Below are 16,079 nucleotides of genomic sequence, written 5' to 3' on the forward strand. Positions count from 1 at the left end.
TACTTATTTACCTTGGGCTACTTAATCAATCTTTCTTAATCTCATCATCTTTTAAAATTTGATAGGCGGGTCCATCCATATCGTCAAACTGACCTGATTTGATTGCCCATAAGAAAATAGCAATAATAAGCACGATCAATACCAGAGTAATGGGGATTAATAAGTAGATACTTTCCATATTTAAACCTCTATTTAGCACGCCTTAAACGCAATGCATTTAACACAACAAACAAAGAACTTAACGACATCCCAATCGCCGCCAACCAAGGCTGAACATAGCCCATAACAGCAAGTGGCACTGCGAACATATTATACACCAGCGCCCATATTAGATTTTGTCTAATAATACGCATCGTTTTTTGCGCAATACTAATACCTTGCTTGAGTTGTTTTAAATCACTATTTAATAACACCATGTCAGCACTGGTTGCGGCAAGTTGTGTGCCATTCCCCATAGCAATAGAAACCTGTGCACCAGCAAGCACAGGGGCGTCATTTATCCCATCACCTATCATTGCCACAATCGAGCCTTGTTGTTGCAATGTTTTAAGATACGATAATTTATCTTCTGGCTTTAACTCTGCATGAACCTGTTGCTTTGCAATACCCAATTGCTTTGCAATCAGTTGTACAGATATGTTATGGTCGCCACTCAGTAGCACTATCTGTTTACCCATTGATTGTAAACTCTCGATCAGTACTTTTGCACCTGTGCGTATCTTATCTTGCAAGATAAATACTGCATAAGCCTTTTGCATATTCGCCAAACAAATAATAGTTGCTGCTTGCAAATTATTATTTTCTAATAATTCAGACACTTTGCTTGATAACACTAAACCTGTTTGCTTAGCAATATAATCAGCATTACCCAAATACCAACATTGCCCATCAATCTCTCCTGATAATCCTGCGCCTACTTGATTTTCAATATGTGCAACAGACATTAATTCACCTATATCATCTGGATTATTTAAGAATGCTTGAGCAATTGGATGCTCAGAAGATTTCTCTAATGCAGTGGCAATAGCCAAAGCCTGTTCTTTTTCAATATTTTGACATTCTACAACACACTCAAATTGCAATTGACCTTGTGTTAATGTGCCTGTCTTATCAAAGGCAAAATAATCAGCTCGCTCCAATGTTTCTAAGGCTTGTTTAGTGCGAATAAGTAAGCCTATTTGGCTTAAACGCCCAATAGCAATCGTCATAGCAGCAGGCGTTGCCAAAGACAAGGCACAAGGGCAAGTTACCACCAAAACTGCCACCACAATACCAATCCAATTTGTGCTTGCAAAGCCATCAATATAAATGCCATAATACAAGCCTACTGCTATAGCTAAAAACACAATAACAGAAACAAATCGCGTTGCAATTCTATCAGCCAATTGCGAGATTTTTGGTTTCTCACCCTGGGCGCGTTCTAATAAATTCAATATTGTAGAAAGTATCGTATCTTGTCCAATGTGGGTAACTCGCATCTGTAGTGGGCTATCAAGGTTCATACTTCCACCAACCAGTACATCGCTTATATTTTTAGATAATGCTCGGCTTTCACCCGTTAATAACGATTCGTCAACTCTTGATTTTCCCTCAATAATAACACCATCTGTGGGGACAGCTTCACCCACCAAAATCAACACTTTATCATCAACTTTTAACTCTACCACGGGAACCGCTTCTTCTCCTTGAGGTGTAATTTTTGTTGCCATATTCGGTCGTAAATTCAACAAGGCTTCGGTTGATTCTGCTGTTTTTTTACGCGCCATTAACTCAAAATAACGCACTGCCAAAATAAAAGTAACAAACATACTGATAGAGTCAAAATACACTGCACCCTGTCCTTTCCAAACACTATAGACACTACCCAAGAATGACACAATCAGACCTAAACTAATTGGCACATCCATGCCCAGTTGACGATGCTTAATATCTCGCCATGCACTCTGCCAAAAAGGCGTTGCACAAAATAACAAAATTGGTACCGTTAAAGCAAGACTACTTGTATGTAAAATTTGTTTGATTGATGGTTCAATCCCCCACCAGTCTCCCGTATATAAGGCAAGTGCAAATACCATTATTTGCATACCTAAAGCAACAGACAAACCTAAACGACGCAAACTTTGCTTACGCTCTTTTTCGAATAATTCCTGTTGTTGCGCTGCGTCGTAGGGATGGGCTTTATAGCCAATATGGCTAATCGCTTCTAAAATCTGACTGAGTTTTATCTCTGAATCATTCCAACGTACAATCGCACGATGCGTGCTGTAATTGATACACACTTCTCGTACACCTAGCAAAGCAGCAATATATTGTTCATTAAGCCAGATGCAAGCAGCACAAACAATACCTTCTAAAATTAACGAGGCCTCTTTATCATGTTCACCCGTTTGTACGACAAATTGTTTTTGTATATCAGGGTGGTCATAAGCATATAGTTGTTTAACAAACTCAGGCACAACATCTTGTCCAGTTTCTGAAAAAGTATCGCGTTGTTGATAAAAATCAGCACGCCCCGCATCAACAATTGCTTGTGCAACCGCCTGACAACCTACACAACACATTGGGCGTTGCTGATTGTCAATGTTTACTGATAAATTAATGCCTGTAGGCGCATCTAAGCCACAATGAAAGCATGTAGATTTGGCTGATATTGTCATAAATTCAGAAGCCTTAAAGCGCTTTATATAAATAGAAATGATTATACAAAAGTCTCGGGCTATTAACTCAGCATTAAAATACTGAATTAATAATTTAATTCTTAGTGTTTTTAATCCACAGTCTAATTGCGATAAAACTCAATATAAAAGCCATTAAAAACCACTGTAGGGCATAACCTAAATGCTTATCAACACTGCCATAAAATGGCTGCCATTGTCGATAAAATCCATTGTTTGATTTAACATCTAATTGTGCCAACATCGCAACGAGTTGGTAGTCCAATAAATGTGAGAGTCGTTCTATATTTAAAGATTGAATCAACATTGGAAAAGTTGTGCTATCGTTTTGTTTAAACTTAATACGCTCTTTGGGCTTAATTAACCTTACCTGAATACTAACTTTAGCTTCACTAACAGCAATATCAACCAATTTTTCACGACTACCATACCATGGCACAAAGCCACGATTAACCAAAATTACAGTTTTATTGTCTAATATAAAAGGTGTTAAGACATAATATCCAGCATTGCCATTAACAATTTGATTGTCGTAGATAAACTGCTTGTCGTTATCATAGCGCCCTTCAAGTAAAACTTGATAGTATTCTTTTTGTATCAAAGTATCAGCCTGAGTGACTAACTGAGCAGAGTTCAATGATGCCAAAACAATAGCATGTTCAATCGCATGTTTTTCATCAGCACGCTCTAGTTGCCAAAACCCTAATAACAATAACCCCACTATTGTAAGAACGATTAATAAACCCGGTAGAACAAATGTGCGTTTAATCATTTTTGTACGGGCGTTTGCTTGGTTGGCGCATCAAGCATGACTATATTGGATTGAATCCAACCCATATAACCTGAAAACATCACAAATAAAAATAAGGCAATAGACAAACTAACGCGTATCACTAACGACTTGAACATTCTATCTGAGCCTGCCTTGCCGCCTTTAAGCAAACCAAGAAGCCCAAAACCTAATGCTACCATAATAGCAAGGATAACCAAAACCACCAATACTTCTGTCATAAAAACTCCCATAAAAAAAACTCCAAACAAGGAGTCTTTTGATTTTCATCCCTTTATTTAACTATAAGGGATAAATTTTTTAAGATTTAAAAGGCAATGATTCCTCGCTAACATCCCTAACCGCTCTTACAACCAGTAAACGAATATGAAAAGCCCTAACCATACCACATCTACAAAATGCCAATACCAAGCCACACCCTCAAAGCCAAAATGGTTATCAGCAGTGAAGTGCCCTTTTTGAATACGATATAAAATCACAGTTAACATAATCACGCCAACAGTTACATGGAAGCCATGAAAGCCTGTTAGCAGGTAGAAAGTTGAACCGTAAATACCTGAAGTTAACTTCAAGCCATCATGGTATGCATGACCGTATTCCATAATCTGAAAGCCCAAGAAGGCAACACCTAGCGCAATAGTTGCCACTAACCAACCAATGATTTGGTTACGATGACCAGCACGCAATGCGTGATGAGCAAAGGTTAAAGTAACACCTGATAATAACAGTAGCAATGTATTAAGTGCTGGCAAGCCCCAAGTGTTGACCAATTGCGTTGGCACTGACATCTCAACACCTGATTGTAAAGTTGTGCCTGGCGTTGTGAAAGCAACCGCATCCCACCCTGTTTTAAAGCCATTCCATAATTCTGGCGTATAGATATTATTATCTGCACCACCCAGCCACGGCACTGAAAGTTGCCTTGCATAGAACAACGCCCCAAAGAAAGCCGCAAAAAACATCACTTCAGAGAAGATAAACCAACTCATCCCCCAACGAAATGAACGATCAACTTGGCTATTGTAAATGCCACTAATACTCTCGTTAACCACCTGACCAAACCAGCCAAACATCATAAACACTGTAATCGCAAAACCCAATGCCATCACTGATCCACCCCATTCTACCCCATGCATTTGATTGGCAAAACCAACAAATAACATTGCAATACCAATTGACCCAATAATTGGCCAGTATGTGCCATGTGGCACATAATACGCTTGCTCTTTACTCATATCCCCTCTCCTCATTTTTTTCTATTTTTCAAGTTTAAAAAAATTATAAGACAAACTAATGTCTTTTATTCGTTTATCCAACTCTGGTTCAACTACAAATCGGAGTGTCATCTCAACCTCCTCATGCGGTTTGAATATCTGCCTATTAAAACAAAAACATTCTAGCTTCTTAAAATATAGCGCCGCATCTGTTGGTGCTACACTTGGAATCGCCTGACCAATAACAGTTTCATCAGTATTATTCTTAGCAATATAACTGGTGGTATAAAACTTACCAGGCACGATTGTCATCGAATTTACCTTAGGTCCAAACTGCACTGGGAAGCCACCCATCGTCATCGCAAAAAAACTAACCTCAATTTTGCGTTGCTCATCTACTTCATATTGCTGCTCCGTTTCTACCCTGCCTGTTGTGCCGTTAAATCCAGTAATCTCACAAAAAACAGTATAGATAGGCACCATTGCATAAGCAAAGGCAAACATCAATATTGGCGCTGAAACTAACTTAATCCAGAACTTTTTTGTTATCTTTTTTTGTTCCATATTAGCCAGTCGGGTTATATAACACGATAGTGGCTACAAATACTCCTATTGCTATAGTGCCGACAATGACCGCAGTCTTAACAACGCCTTTTCTTCTATCTTTCATTAAGAATTCTGAGACTCAGCCTCAATCAACTTTCTTGATGGTGGCGTGTTAAAACTGTGATATTGCGCTTTTGGCTCTAATGTCCACTCCAAGCCTTTAGCGCCTTCCCAAGGTCGTGCGCTGGCTGGTTTACCATTGCGAATACAATCAATCACAATGTAAGTTAATAAAATAAACGATGCACCAAATGCAAAACCACCAATGGAAGAAATAAAGTTAAAGTCTGCAAACTGCAATGAATAATCAGGAATACGGCGTGGCATACCCGCAAGACCTAAGAAATGCTGAGGAAAGAACAATACATTGACTGAAATAACTGCCCACCAAAAGTGTACTTTTGCCAGTTTTTCGTTATACATCTTACCCGTCCATTTAGGTAACCAGTAGAAGGTTGCTGCAATGATTGACCATAGAGCACCTGTTACTAATACATAGTGGAAATGTGCGACCACGAAGTAAGTATCATGGTATTGAATATCTGCTGGTGCAATACCGAGCATTAGGCCAGAGAAACCACCAATCGTGAATAAGAATACAAAGGATATCGCCCACAACATTGGCGCTTCAAATGTCATTGAACCTCGCCACATTGTAGAAACCCAGTTAAACACCTTGACCCCTGTTGGTACCGCAATTAACATGGTGGCATACATAAAGTACAACTCACCCGCTACTGGCATACCTGTTAAAAACATATGGTGTGCCCATACAATATACGACAAGAATGCAATTGATGCTGTTGCATATACCATTGACGAGTAACCAAATAATGGCTTGCGTGCAAAGGTTGGGATAATATGAGAAACCACACCAAATGCTGGCAAAATCATAATGTAAACTTCAGGATGCCCAAAGAACCAAAAAATATGTTGGAACATGACTGGGTCACCGCCACCAGTTGCATCAAAGAATGCTGTACCGAAGTTACGGTCCGTTAACATCATAGTTACCGCGCCTGCTAATACTGGCATCGCACCAATTAGCAGGAACGAAGTAATCAACCAAGTCCATACAAACAATGGCATATCCATTAGCTTCATCTCAGGTGCACGCATGTTAAGCACTGTTGCGATAATGTTAATCGCACCCATAATTGATGAGAAACCCAATAAGTGAACTGCAAAAATAAAAAAGTCTGTGCTATCTGGTGCAAATGTTGTTGACAATGGCGCATAGAATGTCCAACCAAATGCTGGCGCACCGCCTTCCATGAAGAATGTGCTTAAAAGAATTCCACCAGCGAATGGTAAAATCCAAAAAGACCAATTATTCATACGAGGTAGCGCCATATCAGGCGCACCTACCATCATTGGAATAAGCCAATTTCCCAAGCCAACAAAGGCAGGCATAATCGCACCAAAAACCATAATTAAGCCATGCATGGTCGTTAGTTGATTAAAGAACTGTGGCTCCATCAATTGTAGCCCCGGCTGTAATAATTCAGCACGAATGCCCATTGCAAATGCGCCGCCTACTAATAACATCGTAAAGGCAAACCACATGTAAAGAGAGCCAATATCCTTATGGTTCGTTGTCTTAATCCACCTCATCAAACCTTTTTCAGGTCCGTGATGATGGTCGTCATGTGCAGTTGCTGATGTGTCTGTTGCTGTTGTCATAATATTCTCCTTGATACTTTAATTATCGTGCAGATTTAACATCTGACGGTTGCACAACACTACCTGTGTTGCCAAAGGCATTTCTTTCATAAGTCATTACCGCGGCAAGGTCGCTATCGCCTAACATCTTAAATGTTGGCATGGCGCCTTTACCGTGTAGAACAATATTAATATGCTTCGCTGCTGGACCATTTACAATAACCGAGCCTTTCATTGCTGGAAACACTGGTGGCATCCCTGAGCCATTTGCTTTATGGCAAGCCGCACAATTGGCGTTGTAAATTGTTTTACCTTTTGCCATTAAGTCTGCCTTAGACCAAGTTTCATTGGCACTCGCTACTGCTGCGGCTGCAGCAGCTTGTTGCTTAGATACCCATTTTTTATAATCTGCCTTAGAAACTACATCCACCACAATTGGCATAAAACCATGATCTTTGCCGCATAATTCAGCACATTGCCCACGGTAGGTGCCAATTTTGTCAATCTTAGCCCATGCGTCATTGATAAAACCTGGATTGGCATCTTGTTTAACGCCAAAATCACTAACCCACCAATTGTGAATAACATCATTAGAAGTAATTAAAAAACGAATTGAGGTGTCTACAGGCAAAACTAAACGTTTATCAACATTCAATAAATAGTTATCGGCATTTTCACGGTCTGCATCTGTGCCATTAACCGCATCCCTAGAGTCCTGTGATAAATTTGAGATAAAACTAATGCCTTCTTTGGGGTAATCATATTGCCACTTCCATTGATGACCCGTAATCTTAATCGTCATCTCAGCTTTGGTTGTGTCTTCTAAATCAATCAATACTTTTGATGCGGGAACCGCCATACCAATCAAAATAATAATTGGAACGATTGTCCAGACCAATTCTGCTTTAGTGCTTTCATGAAAATTAGCTGCCACTGCACCTTTTGATTGTCTGTGCATATACAATGAATAAAACATTGCACCAAACACCACAATCGCAATAACGACTGATACCCAAAAAACCATCATATGTAGACCATAAATATCATGGCTGAGCGAAGTTACACCTTCAGTCATATTCAGCCCGTATTCAGCAAATACATTAAAATTCAATAACAGTCCAAATGCCACTACTAGTTTTTTCATTATTTCCCCCGAAACTTTTATTTAATAAATGCATTATTCACAATAAACAATAATTTGCAAGTCCATAATAACTGAGTAATATATTAATGTAATAATATAGTAATGTATTATTATGACGGTAAAAAATAAGTATATTATCTATCCTACTTTTCTAATTCTACTTAATTTAAATGTTTAAAAAATTACTAAGAATCTCAATTATCCTTGCACTCATCGTTGTTATTTTAGGTGCTTATACACGCCTTGGTGATGCAGGACTAGGCTGCCCAGATTGGCCAACTTGCTATGGGCAGTTAGTCGTTCCAGATGTGGCAGATGGCACCAAATTTGAAGGCTATGATCGACCCCTTGAAGCTACGAAAGGTTGGAAGGAAATGCTACATCGCTACGCCGCCTCCTTACTAGGATTGACTATCTTTGTGTTGTTTTTCTTAGCAATCAAGGGACAAACAAAACGCCCACAATCGCTTGGACTACCTGCATTTACCGCTTTTTTTGTGATATTACAAGGCGCTTTTGGTATGTGGACAGTTACTCTGTTGGTGCACCCTGGTATTGTTACCACGCATCTTATTGGTGGCTTTATTACCACAGCTTTGCTGACATGGTTATTGCTCAATCAAGGGGAGTCCTCTATTGCCTATAGGCACATTTTAAAAAGACACAAATTCTTATTACTCATAACCTTGGTTGTTTTAAGTGTGCAAATTGCGCTTGGCGGTTGGACCTCTACCCACTATGCCGCTTTGTCTTGTGGTGAAGAATTCCCAAAATGCTTAGGATCTTGGTGGCCGACAATGGATTTTACCAATGCATTATATTGGGGTCCAGTTGGCGTAGAACATAATTATGAATATGGTATATTAGAAAATCCAGCCCGTGCCGCCATTCAAATGATGCACCGCATTGGCGCGTTAATCACCACACTATTCACTATTGCCTTAATTTATTCGTTTAAAGTTTATCCACACCTGAGGGGGAACCTAACGATGATTGGTAACTTATTAGCAATACAAGTAACCTTGGGCATTTTAAATGTGGTGTTATCAATACCAATGACAATTGCCACTTTACACAATGCAGTGGCACTATTATTATTACTCAGTATTATCGCACTAATACACAAAGTGTTTAAAACGCCATTAGGATAATACTAGTTTGACAACAGCAATCACCGCACCAATAAAGCCGATGGTCATAATTAAGCCAACAATAATATAAGGCCATGGCCCTTGTTTTTCTGTGCGTTCAAAGTCCTTGATAAGGTCTTCTCTTTTACCCACACCAATCATGGCTGAAGTTACTGCTTTAAATACCTGTCCCAATCCTTTCATCATTCTATCCCAATGTAATTAACCAATAATGGTCAATAAGTAATGCCACAAATAACAACATTAAATAATTAACCGAAAACATAAAGGTGCGCCAAGCAATTCTATTATCACCTGGATTTTTATAAATTCTAATCGCATATGCCAAAAATATAAAGCCCAAAATTAAAGCTGAAGCAAGATAAATCAACCCCGACATACCAGACAAATAAGGCAATAAGGTAACCAATATTAACAATATCGTATAAAACAAAATTTGCACCCTAGTATAAGCCAAACCATGGGTTACTGGCAACATCGGCACATCAACCTTCCGATACTCTTCCACCCGAAAAATTGCCAATGCCCAAAAATGTGGTGGCGTCCAAACAAATACAATCAAAAATAACAACAAAGCATACTCAATATTCTGTGTACCTGCGATTGAAGTCCAACCTAAAATCGGTGGTGCCGCCCCTGCCGCACCGCCAATCACAATATTTTGTGGTGTAGCTCGTTTGAGATACATCGTATAAATCACGGCGTAGCCAATCAAAGAAATAAAAGTCAATATCATAGTAATAGTGTTCACAAATAACTGCAAAATACCCAAACCAATCACGCCTAAAAACACACCCCATACCAACGCCTGATTACGACTCACTTTACCTTGTGGCAAAGGTCGCTGGTTGGTGCGAGACATTTCAATATCAATTTGTTCATCAACGATATGATTAAACACCGCTGCTGATGCTGATGCCAAACCAATACCAAGAGAGGCAAGCACAACCAATATTAAGTCAGGAAAATACGGCGCAGGCACTGCCAAAAACATACCAACAACCGCCGTTAGCAATATCAGTGCCACTACTTTAAGTTTGCAAAGTCCGAGTAAGTCGTTAAGTGATGGCATAAGTTTTTCTTTATTGATTAACCAATACGCGAATATTTAAACAAACGCTGAAGGTCTTTAATCACCCGTCTAATCTCTAAAGATTGCGGATTGTAACGCAACATTACATTGCCCAATGGGTCAATCAAAAACAAACTATTATCTGGGAATTTTCTTAATTTCTGCTGCAATTTATTGCTTGGCTTGGCAATTAATAAACCTGTTTCTTGTAAATTGCTAGCACCACTAATCAATAATAATCTTTGCACACGACGCATATTGTCATTCATTAAGGTACGGATAGTTTCCATATCTTTTAGGGTTTTTTCGCAAGCATTATCACAAGCATTTGTTACATAAGCCAGCGTCCACAGTCCTTGCAAATCGCCTTGAATATTCTCAGCAAACACCACATCTTGTCTTTGCGTGGTAATAATAGGATTAACAAACTCACCATAATTAACCGTATTACCCGTAAAGGCGGCCGGATTCCAATAGAAAAATGCTGTGCCCAGTGCAATTGGCAACACAAACGAAGCCAACAACACCCATAATTCTTTTTTAGAATTCATAAAAAACCTTGTTTTCAAAGCACAAAATGATACGCTAAAGCCTGACTTATATGCTATTTTATGCATTGTCAACTTAATGTCAGAATACTGTGTAATCAAAATGAAAAAACACTTTCATTATTGGTTCGCTTACGCTCTCAGTGTATAATTGCGCTCTTTCCATATTTATCAACAACTATGTCTGACACCCAAGAAAACAACAAACCACAAGCAAAATTTAGTGATTTAGGTCTATCTGATGCTATTTTAAAAGTATTAGATTCCATTGGCTACGAGACTCCTTCACCGATTCAAGAGCAATGTATCGCTTACCTGCTCAATGGTGAGGATGTTATTGGTCAGGCGCAAACAGGTACAGGAAAAACGGCAGCCTTTACCTTGCCGTTGATTGACCAGATTGATATAAAACTCAACGCACCACAACTGCTTATCTTGGCGCCCACACGCGAATTGGCAATTCAAGTCTCAGAAGCGGTGCAAACTTATGCACGAGGCATGAAAGGCTTCCATGTGTTGCCTATTTATGGCGGACAATCCTACGATGTGCAGCTGCGCCCGCTCAAGCGTGGCGTTCATGCAGTCGTTGGCACACCAGGTCGTGTGATGGACCATATCAAACGCGGCACTTTAAAACTGGATAATTTAAAATCATTCGTCTTAGATGAAGCCGACGAAATGCTAAAGATGGGTTTTATCGATGATATTAAATGGGTAATGGAGAGCATCCCAGAAGAGCGTCAAATCGCCCTATTCTCAGCAACGATGCCATCTGTTATCAAGAAAGTAGCAGAAGAATTCCTCAACCAGCCAAAAATTGTTAAGGTTAAAACCAAAACAGAAACAGCAACAACGATTACACAAAAATATTGCATGGTGGGTGGTTTATCACAAAAATTAGAGGCCTTAACTCGCATCCTTGAAGTTATCACTTTTGATGCAATGATTATTTTCACGAAAACCAAAACAATGACCATTGAATTGGCAGAAAAACTTTCTGCGCGTGGCTTTTCAGCAGAAGCAATTAATGGTGATATTCAACAAAGTCAGCGTGAACGCATTATTAATAATTATAAAAAAGGTAAGATTGACATTCTTATCGCTACTGATGTGGCAGCGCGAGGCTTAGATGTTGAGCGTATCTCACATGTGGTTAATTACGACATTCCCCATGACCCTGAATCTTATGTGCATCGTATTGGTAGAACGGGTCGTGCAGGTCGAACAGGTGAGGCGATTTTATTTGTATCAAATCGTGAAAGACGCATGTTAAGCACCATTGAACGGGTTACGCGTCAGAAGATTGCTCCCCTTGAATTGCCAACAGCTAAGATTATTAATGCCAAGCGTGTTGAAACATTCAAACAAAACATAGCACAAACCATTAACAACCAAAACTTAGAGATATTTGAAAAGCTAGTCGCTGAATTCCAAGCAGAAAATCCAGAAATTGAATCATCAAAAATTGCTTCTGCATTGGCATTTATCGCACAAGGTAGCGAGCCATTACTCATCTCAGACAAAGTGCAAAGTTTTGGCAGGGAGCAAATGCAAGGCGAGGCAAAAACACTCTCAACCAAAGCAACACCTCTAAAAGACTATCCACAAATTCCAATGTGTCGCTATCGTATTGAAGTGGGTAATAACAACAATGTGAAACCTGGAAATATTTTAGGCGCAATTGCAAATGAGGCCGACATGGACAGTGAATATATTGGTTCAATTCAGATTTTTGACGATTGCTCAACCATTGATTTACCTGATGAAATGCCTAACGAAGTATTAGAAATGTTGCAAAAAACTGTGGTTTGTGGCAAACGCCTAAATATGACAGAACTCACTGAAAAGAATAATAAAACAACAACTGGCGGAAATAGACCAAGCAATAAGAAACGCACAACTGGGCGCAAAAAATTCTCCAAAAACCATAAACGAGGCGATGAAAAAAATAACAGGCGCGGGAAAAAACCTAAATTTTCACGATAATTTGAAATTTCTTTACACAAACGCTCAACTATCATTAAAATAATAGGCGCTGGTAAGAATACAGCTGCTGTTTATTGTTATGTGTATTGATGTTCTATATCAACTACAAGTTATAAAGGTGGTGATTTTTTTTCGGTGATTTTTTTTATAATTTATAGGAGACAAAATGTCTACAACAGGAACAGTAAAATGGTTTGACGCAAAAAAAGGTTTTGGTTTTATTGAGCAAGAAAATGGTGACGATGTATTCGTTCACTTCCGTGCTATTCAAGGTGACGGTTACAAATCACTAGACGAAGGTCAAGAAGTAGAATTCGATTTAGAAGATGGTGACAAAGGTCCACAAGCAGCAAACGTTTTTCCAAAATAACACAATTGTTTGTGCATTTAAAAACCCAGCTATATGCTGGGTTTTTTATTAATAAACAAATGAATACCTACATTTTTTTAAACAAATGCAGGTAATTACGACTAATAGGAAGTGCTTGAGCATTAGACAAATAAACCATTAATTTATCCTGTTCATTTTTAGAAACTTGACTGATAAAACTTATATTAACAATACTACCACGATGAATTTGCCAAAAATAATTAGCATCTAACTGCGTAATTAAAGTTTTAATACCAGTGGTAATTAAATATTCTCTACCTTTGCTATAAACACAAGTGTATTTTTGTTGTGCTTGAAAATATTCAATCTCTTTTACATTCAGCAAAAATACATTGCCTTTGCTATCAGCTGTTTTAATCCAGTGCAATTTTTTATGACCAGCACTTAATTTTCTTTTAATTTTATCCAGTGCTTCTTGATTGTCTAAACGACTGAAATACAACCAAGAAATCAAAACAGCAACTATACTAAAAAATAAAGCAGGGTAAATGATTGAATAAGTTAAGTCAATGCCAAAAATAAGGCGATGACCAATAAATGCAATCATTAAACCAAGCAACAAGCCTGTCAAAGAGTGCAAAATAATTTGAGCAATATTATTTAAATACTGTTCAAATGATATCAAAAAATTAGCCCCTAAAACGCTAAGCCCAATACTATGTGAAATAAATAATAACGAACTAAAGTCAACATCCCCAAGCAATAAAAATAATAATACTGCAACCAGTGTATTAAAGATAAGCGTAATAAACAGTGGTATTAAAAATTTCTTTTGCATAGACAGATGATAATAAATATCGTATTTTTAGGCGTTAACAAATTTCCCATGAAATCCCAAAGGCAAAACATAAGGTAATTTTGCCACAGCAACAGGACCATCGTTTAATTTTTTAGCGTTAAAAATATTGACTTTAGTGCATTTTTCCCCATAATCCAGAGTTGTGCCTACCACCCAATCATTACCGCGTGAATCTTTAATTAACAAATGTTCTTCCGCTAACTGTTTAGCATAAGAAAAATGTTGTGCTTCTCCTGTTTGATAATTATTGATTGCCACAGAATTTAAAAAAAGCTCACCTCGTTGCTGCAATGAAACTACTTGTGTGTGCACTAACCCTGTCTCATTGATATCAATACTTGGAAACTCGTTGTAAATATTGCTGAGTTTTTCTTCAACTACTGTGTTTTTTTCTAAATTAAGTCGTACCCGATATGGATATGCTTCCGTAAATTTCTTGCTTCTGCCACGCATTACCTCGGTAAAAACATTAAAAATATCAGCATTAGGATAACGCATAGATTCAAAAACCACTTCGTTGCCTTGCTCATAAGCATTGACAAAATGAAAAACAAATTGGGCGGGTAATTCAAAAGTTTTCTGGATATTTAAAGTGTCTTTATCAATTAACCAAACAATTGTCGCTTGATCCTTGTCAAAATAATGAGCATCTAGAAAACTATGCTTATTCATAAATTTAGCCTTATCAAAACGAAAGGATGGTAGCAATAAAACCAAATATTTTTCAGTAATCATAAAATCATGTACCATCGGCACATTTTCAATAGGGAGGATTTTAAATTGCTTGAGTTTGCCACGATTATCAAGATGCCATAACACAATAGCATCATTTAAACTGGCATAACCAATATTCCAAATTGAGCCATCTGAATCTTGATGATAATGCGCCCCAAATGGCAAGCCTTTGGTTTGTGGCGACCACGATTGAATGCCGATAGTTTTTAAAGTTTCAGGGTCGATTTCATAAGCACTGCCGCCCTCCCACAAAGCAAACAAACGCTTATTTAATGGCAATAAACTAATATTCGCGGTGTTGATTCTATCGACATTAGCAATGCGCCTTGGTAAATAAGTGCCAAATGCCCGAAACAACATTTTTTGTTGCTGTTTTTCAGTCAAATATTTATGCGTATCAACCATTTTGCCAAAATGTGAAATTTTCCCATTGGCAATGTGAAATTTTTGCACCATTCCATCGCCATCAAACCAATGGTGATAGCGTTTGCCATGGACTTCATTTTGTGCAGGACCATTACGATAAAAATAACCGTTCAAATCTTGTGGAATTTTCCCTTTAATTTCAAGTTCTTTAGTTTGTAGAGTTTCTTGATTTGTACCTTGCCAACCGATAAGCCACGGTTTAATTTTAAGGTTTTGATTAAAAGTCGCTATCCATTCGTCTTGTTCAGCGAATGACAAATGTGGAAACACCAAACTGCCGAATGCAAGACCTGCAGTTGACTGTATAAATTCCCTTCTATTCATCGAACCAACTCCACATTAAGATTAATAGTTTCTTGCTCACCATTAACAATAAAACTAGCCTCTTTAAAGGTTGGTTTGCCAAAATTACCCACCACATTATTTGAAAACCCGTAACCTTCACTTGGAACACTCAGAAAATTGGTGCTGAGTTTATTGTTATTATCCACATCATGAAAGACAGAAAATGCATAGGTGTCAGAACTGACATCATCAATGGTAATTTTATGTCCAGATTTAGATATTTTTTTTATAGCACTAAAAACACTATTTGACTTGTCTTCTTTGTCATAGGTATCTTTAGTATCAAGCGTAACGAACAATTTACCAGTAATTGGTTTGATATTGCTAATATTTACTTCAATATTTGTCGCATAAGACAAACTTGAAATCAACGATAAAGAGAGTATTATTTTTTTCATTTTAATTATCCTTAAAATTATAGAAATTCCTATTGTAGATAAAATCAACTTTTTTATTCTACAAATAGACAAACCGTCATTTTTCCAGATGAAATGGCAAAAATAAAGGTTGGATTATTTGTTTTTTGAAAATAATA

The 16,079-nt window shown here is 38.0% G+C and carries 17 protein-coding genes; 3 read left to right on the forward strand and 14 right to left on the reverse strand.

The features are described from left to right. Nucleotides 1–25 precede the first annotated feature (25 nt). From ccoS to coxB, 8 genes are all read right to left on the reverse strand, one after another. On the reverse strand, nt 26–178 hold the full coding sequence (ccoS, locus tag BAZSYMA_RS02190; RefSeq protein ID WP_090715166.1) for a cbb3-type cytochrome oxidase assembly protein CcoS: 153 nt from the start codon (nt 176–178) through the stop codon (nt 26–28). Between the two features lie 10 nt (nt 179–188). Then, a complete protein-coding gene (locus BAZSYMA_RS02195; protein ID WP_237733050.1) occupies nt 189–2,657 on the reverse strand; it encodes a heavy metal translocating P-type ATPase in 2,469 nt (822 codons plus the stop codon). Nucleotides 2,658–2,751: 94 nt separating this feature from the next. Next, a complete protein-coding gene (locus tag BAZSYMA_RS02200) occupies nt 2,752–3,447 on the reverse strand; it encodes an SURF1 family protein (RefSeq protein WP_090715168.1) in 696 nt (231 codons plus the stop codon). Then, nucleotides 3,444–3,686 (reverse strand): DUF2909 family protein, encoded by a 243-nt coding sequence (locus BAZSYMA_RS02205; protein WP_090715206.1) that lies wholly within the window; start codon nt 3,684–3,686, stop codon nt 3,444–3,446. Before BAZSYMA_RS02205 ends, BAZSYMA_RS02200 begins: the two co-directional genes overlap by 4 nt. Before the next feature lie 126 nt (nt 3,687–3,812). Next, the gene (locus BAZSYMA_RS02210) at nt 3,813–4,700 is read right to left on the reverse strand and encodes a cytochrome c oxidase subunit 3 (RefSeq protein ID WP_090715171.1); all 888 of its coding nucleotides are present in this window, start codon (nt 4,698–4,700) and stop codon (nt 3,813–3,815) included. A 21-nt stretch (nt 4,701–4,721) separates the two neighbouring features. Continuing rightward, nucleotides 4,722–5,243 carry a cytochrome c oxidase assembly protein gene (locus BAZSYMA_RS02215; RefSeq protein WP_090715175.1) on the reverse strand — a complete coding sequence of 174 codons (522 nt, stop codon included), beginning with the start codon at nt 5,241–5,243 and terminating at the stop codon, nt 4,722–4,724. A 105-nt stretch (nt 5,244–5,348) separates the two neighbouring features. Next, nucleotides 5,349–6,968 (reverse strand): cytochrome c oxidase subunit I, encoded by a 1,620-nt coding sequence (ctaD, locus tag BAZSYMA_RS02220; RefSeq protein ID WP_090715178.1) that lies wholly within the window; start codon nt 6,966–6,968, stop codon nt 5,349–5,351. A 22-nt stretch (nt 6,969–6,990) separates the two neighbouring features. Beyond that, a complete protein-coding gene (coxB, locus tag BAZSYMA_RS02225; RefSeq protein ID WP_090715180.1) occupies nt 6,991–8,091 on the reverse strand; it encodes a cytochrome c oxidase subunit II in 1,101 nt (366 codons plus the stop codon). 170 nt (nt 8,092–8,261) lie between these two features. Between coxB and BAZSYMA_RS02230 the strand changes: the two genes are divergently transcribed. Then, nucleotides 8,262–9,242, forward strand: coding sequence for a COX15/CtaA family protein (locus tag BAZSYMA_RS02230; RefSeq protein WP_090715182.1), 981 nt, complete (start codon nt 8,262–8,264; stop codon nt 9,240–9,242). Here BAZSYMA_RS02230 and BAZSYMA_RS02235 read toward each other — a convergent pair. From BAZSYMA_RS02235 to BAZSYMA_RS02245, 3 genes are read right to left on the reverse strand one after another with little or no spacing between them, the layout of a single operon-like run. Continuing rightward, nucleotides 9,234–9,425 carry a DUF2970 domain-containing protein gene (locus tag BAZSYMA_RS02235; protein ID WP_090715209.1) on the reverse strand — a complete coding sequence of 64 codons (192 nt, stop codon included), beginning with the start codon at nt 9,423–9,425 and terminating at the stop codon, nt 9,234–9,236. The genes BAZSYMA_RS02230 and BAZSYMA_RS02235 overlap by 9 nt on opposite strands. 4 nt (nt 9,426–9,429) lie before the next feature. Continuing rightward, nucleotides 9,430–10,314: a heme o synthase gene (cyoE, locus tag BAZSYMA_RS02240; RefSeq protein WP_090715185.1), complete on the reverse strand. Its 885-nt coding sequence runs from the start codon at nt 10,312–10,314 to the stop codon at nt 9,430–9,432. A 17-nt stretch (nt 10,315–10,331) separates the two neighbouring features. Further along, nucleotides 10,332–10,865 (reverse strand): hypothetical protein, encoded by a 534-nt coding sequence (locus tag BAZSYMA_RS02245; protein ID WP_090715188.1) that lies wholly within the window; start codon nt 10,863–10,865, stop codon nt 10,332–10,334. Nucleotides 10,866–11,042: 177 nt separating this feature from the next. Between BAZSYMA_RS02245 and BAZSYMA_RS02250 the strand changes: the two genes are divergently transcribed. Then, a complete protein-coding gene (locus BAZSYMA_RS02250; protein WP_090715190.1) occupies nt 11,043–12,848 on the forward strand; it encodes a DEAD/DEAH box helicase in 1,806 nt (601 codons plus the stop codon). Nucleotides 12,849–13,014: 166 nt separating this feature from the next. Beyond that, complete coding sequence (locus BAZSYMA_RS02255) at nt 13,015–13,218, forward strand: cold shock domain-containing protein (protein WP_090715194.1); 204 nt, start codon at nt 13,015–13,017, stop codon at nt 13,216–13,218. A 67-nt stretch (nt 13,219–13,285) separates the two neighbouring features. Here BAZSYMA_RS02255 and BAZSYMA_RS02260 read toward each other — a convergent pair whose 3' ends face one another. The 3 genes from BAZSYMA_RS02260 to BAZSYMA_RS02270 are packed head-to-tail and all read right to left on the reverse strand — an operon-like array spanning nt 13,286 to nt 15,942. After that, the gene (locus BAZSYMA_RS02260) at nt 13,286–14,017 is read right to left on the reverse strand and encodes a LytR/AlgR family response regulator transcription factor (protein ID WP_090715196.1); all 732 of its coding nucleotides are present in this window, start codon (nt 14,015–14,017) and stop codon (nt 13,286–13,288) included. A 27-nt stretch (nt 14,018–14,044) separates the two neighbouring features. Next, nucleotides 14,045–15,523, reverse strand: coding sequence for a carotenoid oxygenase family protein (locus tag BAZSYMA_RS02265; protein ID WP_090715198.1), 1,479 nt, complete (start codon nt 15,521–15,523; stop codon nt 14,045–14,047). Then, a complete protein-coding gene (locus tag BAZSYMA_RS02270) occupies nt 15,520–15,942 on the reverse strand; it encodes a DUF2141 domain-containing protein (RefSeq protein ID WP_090715200.1) in 423 nt (140 codons plus the stop codon). Before BAZSYMA_RS02270 ends, BAZSYMA_RS02265 begins: the two co-directional genes overlap by 4 nt. Between the last annotated feature and the right edge of the window lie 137 nt (nt 15,943–16,079).

The organism is Bathymodiolus azoricus thioautotrophic gill symbiont, assembly GCF_001298715.1.
In the GTDB taxonomy this organism is placed as follows: domain Bacteria; phylum Pseudomonadota; class Gammaproteobacteria; order PS1; family Pseudothioglobaceae; genus Thiodubiliella.